The organism is Candidatus Termitispirillum reticulitermitis, from assembly GCF_054655775.1.
The window spans coordinates 1-501 of the sequence record NZ_BAAIHG010000254.1; the positions used below are offsets into that span (position 1 = coordinate 1).

The following is a 501-nucleotide window of genomic DNA, read 5'->3' on the forward strand; positions in this document are numbered from 1 at the left end:
CCATCTGCCCCGTGTATATGCGCCCGTCAGCAAGCTGTCTAACATCATCAGCCGTCATATTCCTACGCGTGCTAATAGCCGTAACAAACTGTTCATACATATCCATTACCACACCAGAAAGCAGTTTTCTGTCAGCATCCGTCATCGGTCTGCCGGGATTGCCCGCATCCTTAAACACACCGCTCTTTATGGTAAAGGTTTTCAGCCCAACCTTGCTGTAAAGTCCCTCGTAGTTAAATAGCTCCATTATTACGCCTATACTACCCGTCACAGATGAGGGCATAGCATAGATTTTGTTAGCAGCAATAGCCACCAAGTAGCCACCGGATGCCGCAGCAGAACTCATAGCAACATATATCGGCTTCTTCAGAGTAAGCAAATATTCATAAATCTGCTGGCTAGGCGTCACTAGCCCGCCACCAGAGTTAATGCGCAAAATATAACCCTTAACAGAATCATCTTTTTCTAGCTTACTGAAAGCATTAAATATACTATCAGATT

Annotated in this window: 1 protein-coding gene; it reads right to left on the reverse strand. The window is 44.9% G+C overall.

The genetic code is table 11. The features are described from left to right. A partial coding sequence (sppA, locus tag AC1MDJ_RS08610; RefSeq protein ID WP_479690487.1) for a signal peptide peptidase SppA occupies positions 1–501 on the reverse strand: 501 nt, incomplete at both ends.